We start from the raw sequence: 3,289 nt of genomic DNA on the forward strand, positions 1-3,289 counted from the left end.
GCGTCTGCGTCTGGCAGCGCGACTACGCCAATCACGCCGAAGCGATGATCGATGTCGCCGACTACATCGCCTGCTTCTACAACCCCGTCAGGCTCCATTCCACACTCGGCTATCGCTCGCCCGTCGAGCATGAGCGTCACGCCGAACACACTCACTGAGATTCAACCCAAACCAACTCATTGGCGTGTCCGAAAAGACTTGACCACGACATGGTTCGCACCGCCGGCGTATTTGGGATCCGCTGATTGAACTGGGTCGCCCTCCCAGCCGCACACGTCGCAGATTTCATAGCTCCCCAACTCGCCCAGCGTACGGACGCCGCAGCAGGGACAGGGGTACAGCTCTTCTGAGGATGCGTTCATTGCTTGTTCCAATAGTTGATTCCGTCTATTGGTCTGAACATAGCCACCCGGCCCATAGCTCTTGAGGGATGAGTCGTGTCGTTCCCAATCAATGCTTTCTTGTCAGCGTCCGAGCTGCAAGGACAAAGCCATCAAGTGAATCTACGTCTGCCGACCGCCATCCATTCAGATGACAAACTCTTTGCACGCGTGTCGCCACCTTGAGAGTGGATCTCAGAAGCTCCAGAGCCGAGCATTGAAACTCAGCCTCTTCGTCAATTTCGGGTACCCCCATGCAGCGAGCAAGAAATTCGTCGCCCGACAGTTTATGAACGGATAGCATGGGAGGGCCTTCCATGAAGCGGAGCTTTGCCTCCGTTGCCCCCCCGACCAGCAGAGAGCCAAGAGAGGAAAGCCACCAACCAAGAACCACGACCACCGCATCGTTCCAGTCTCGCTCTGGAAACTGGAAGGTTCCGAAGTCGAAGAAGACAATGCCGGTGACCAGTCCGTGCCCCCTGAATTCAATCGAGTCCTCTACGAGTTCAACTTTAATTTCTTGCATATGCACTACCTGCTCGCCCTGCCAATTGGATACGCCGTTTCAATGGTTCTAGTTTCCGTATTGACCCACATCTCAATCTTCATCCCGCCCTGAACGCCGCGGGCCAGCACTCGCTCCCCTTGGGTACCCACACGCTCGCTGAAACGATATGCTTGACGCACCGCCTTCTCAACTTGGTCGGCTGACATGCCCTCCGGAAACAGAGTCTTCTGAGAGCTGACTCGAGAGCCACCTTCCATGTGACCAGAGGCGATGTGCTCCATATCAATGGTTATATCTCGCCACGCAGGCAAATTGATTGGCTTGATTGTCTTTGCTGAACTGCTTCCAAGCGCAACCCCAACGGTAGCCGCAGCCCCTTCCTGAATCGCGAGAGCCGCACCTTCCGAACTCGCCGCGCTGGCAATGTCCCCACCCCTCATCCCACGGGCCTGCAAGCCATCCACGTACAGCGCTTGGTAGGTGCTGTCCCGTGAGAATTTTCCTTCGACCTGAAGAATTCTCTGCTTGTACTCCTCTGCCAACGCAAGCTTGCCTTCGTCAGGACCACGTTTGAGCGAGATCGCCACCAATTCCTTGATTCGCGGATCGCCACCCTGCTTTGCGTCGGGAGGAGTGGGAGCAGCGCCGTAGGCATTGTCCGATGTGCTCGCTACCGGGCCGTTCGGCTCGGGCTTGCTCGCCGGCAGGGCACTTGTCCGGCTGTCCGGCTTCTTGTCCTTGTTTGCGACAGCCACGTAGGCTATCGCATCGCAAACTGGAGTCCATTTGCAAAGGCTGTTCCAGTACGTCTGCCAGCCGCTGGGATCGGTCGCGACCAGCGGACTGTTCTCCACATAGCTGTAGCGGTTGTAGGCCTGCAGGTCTTTAGGGTCACCGACGAGTTTGTCCACCGACAAGAAGCGCCCAATCACTGCGTCATACAGCCGCCCGTTCATGTGCGTGAGCCCGATGTCATCGAGCTGCTCGTGGCCGGTGAAGCCACGGTCCGTGCCGCTGTTGACCGCTGGGCTCCAGTCGACCACCAGCGCGCCGGCGGCGTCGTAGTTGCCGTTCGCGAAGCGACGCTTGCCGAACGGGTCGTACGCGTCTCGCGCCGTCACGTCGCCGTTGTGGTCCGTCGTCGCAGCGATGCTCCCCAGGTGATCCTTGTGCCAGTACTCCAACTTCACCGCGGTCAGCGGTGCGTTCTGTGGGGCGCCCAGCGAAGGCAGCGCACCGGTGGTGACCAGCACCCCGAGGCTTTGGCCGCCCGCGCTCAGATAGTGCCGGTTGCTCGTGATCGCAGGGTTCGCAGCACTCGGACTCATCGGCGCATTGACCTCGCTCTCGAAGGCCAGCCCACCGGTGTTGTCCGGGTGCAGGTACCACGTGGTCCGGATGCCGGCGTTGGCGCCACTCGGGATCGTCCGGATCTCGCGGATACGCGCATGGTCCTCGTCGTAGTTCCACACGTAGCTTGGGGCCGCCTGCTGGGCCTTGCACTCCGGCTTGGCTGTCCGGCAGGTTGAAGCCCGTATACGTGATGCCGCGGTACTTGCCCGCCGTCGCACTGGCAATGTTCCCGTTCGCGTCGAAGCCGTAGGTGTTGGCCGCTGCCCCTTCGATGCTCTGCACCGCATGCGGCCGCACCGCATTCGCCCCCTGCGCGCCGTAGTTGTAGATGCCGACATCGCTCTTGTAGAGGATGCTGCCCAGCGCGTTGTATTGCAGGCTCACGGTCCGGACCAAACCGCTGATTGCCGGAGCGGCCACCGTGTAGCGCTGCAGCCGGCCGAGCGCGTCGTGCTCGAAGTTCTCCGTCACCGCGCCGGTCGCGCCGTCTCCGTTCGCATCATTGCGGTTCGTCAGCCGACCCAGGCTGTCCCACACGTAGCCGTGGTTCAGCACGTCGGTGGCGTTGGCCTTGCCCGTCGTCAGGCTGCTCGCGCGGCCCGTCGCGGCTTCGTAGCCGGACCTGCTCACCACCGCGTTGCTGTACTTCTGCTGCTCCAGCCGGTCCCAGGCGTTGTAGGCCTGCGCCTGCCACAGCATCGTGCCGGCCGGCAGCGTGACGCTCGCACCCGGCGTGCCGCCCGGGGTTGCTGGCAGCGGGTTCATCGTCACCGCTGTCGCCAATGACACCGTGCCGAGGAACCCCTTCGGCGTGTAGCCGTAGTTCACGGTCAACCCGGTCGGCCAGGTCTGCGTCATCTGCCGGCCGTTCGCGTCATAGCTCAGCGCGCTCGCAAAACTCGGCCCGTTCGCCACGGTCGTGCGGTTGCTGACCAGCCGCCCCAGGCTGTCGTACACCCACTGCTGGCTCATCTCGGTGCTGGCGCTGGTCGCGCACAGCTTGCCGATGCCCATCGCGCAGCTGTCGTAGCTCCAGGTGCTGCGGTAC

4 protein-coding genes and 1 pseudogene are annotated in these 3,289 nt (G+C 61.6%); 1 reads left to right on the forward strand and 4 read right to left on the reverse strand.

From position 1 onward, the window contains the following. The coding region (locus AC1D01_RS26530; protein ID WP_477871699.1) for an IS3 family transposase at positions 1-158 on the forward strand (158 nt) is incomplete at its 5' end. Between the two features lie 18 nt (positions 159-176). On the opposite strand, the gene AC1D01_RS26535 is transcribed toward AC1D01_RS26530, so the two are convergent. The 4 genes and pseudogenes from AC1D01_RS26535 to AC1D01_RS26550 all read right to left on the reverse strand — a co-directional run. Further along, positions 177-362 carry a CPCC family cysteine-rich protein gene (locus tag AC1D01_RS26535; RefSeq protein ID WP_477871693.1) on the reverse strand — a complete coding sequence of 62 codons (186 nt, stop codon included), beginning with the start codon at positions 360-362 and terminating at the stop codon, positions 177-179. A gap of 88 nt (positions 363-450) precedes the next feature. Continuing rightward, positions 451-906 (reverse strand): hypothetical protein, encoded by a 456-nt coding sequence (locus AC1D01_RS26540; RefSeq protein ID WP_477871695.1) that lies wholly within the window; start codon positions 904-906, stop codon positions 451-453. 5 nt (positions 907-911) lie between these two features. Beyond that, the gene (locus tag AC1D01_RS26545) at positions 912-1,931 is read right to left on the reverse strand and encodes an RHS repeat-associated core domain-containing protein (RefSeq protein ID WP_477871697.1); all 1,020 of its coding nucleotides are present in this window, start codon (positions 1,929-1,931) and stop codon (positions 912-914) included. Next, positions 1,861-3,289, reverse strand: a pseudogene (locus AC1D01_RS26550) (hypothetical protein); the annotation flags it as partial. The pseudogene AC1D01_RS26550 and the gene AC1D01_RS26545, both read right to left, overlap by 71 nt.

This window comes from Rhizobacter sp. P3_B12 (genome assembly GCF_056402895.1).

What these genes read in the sequence shown, in the direction of transcription:
- AC1D01_RS26535 (WP_477871693.1), bottom strand. Translation starts at nt 362, where the DNA reads ATGAACGCATCCTCAGAAGAGCTGTACCCCTGTCCCTGCTGCGGCGTC.
- AC1D01_RS26540 (WP_477871695.1), bottom strand. Translation starts at nt 906, where the DNA reads ATGCAAGAAATTAAAGTTGAACTCGTAGAGGACTCGATTGAATTCAGG.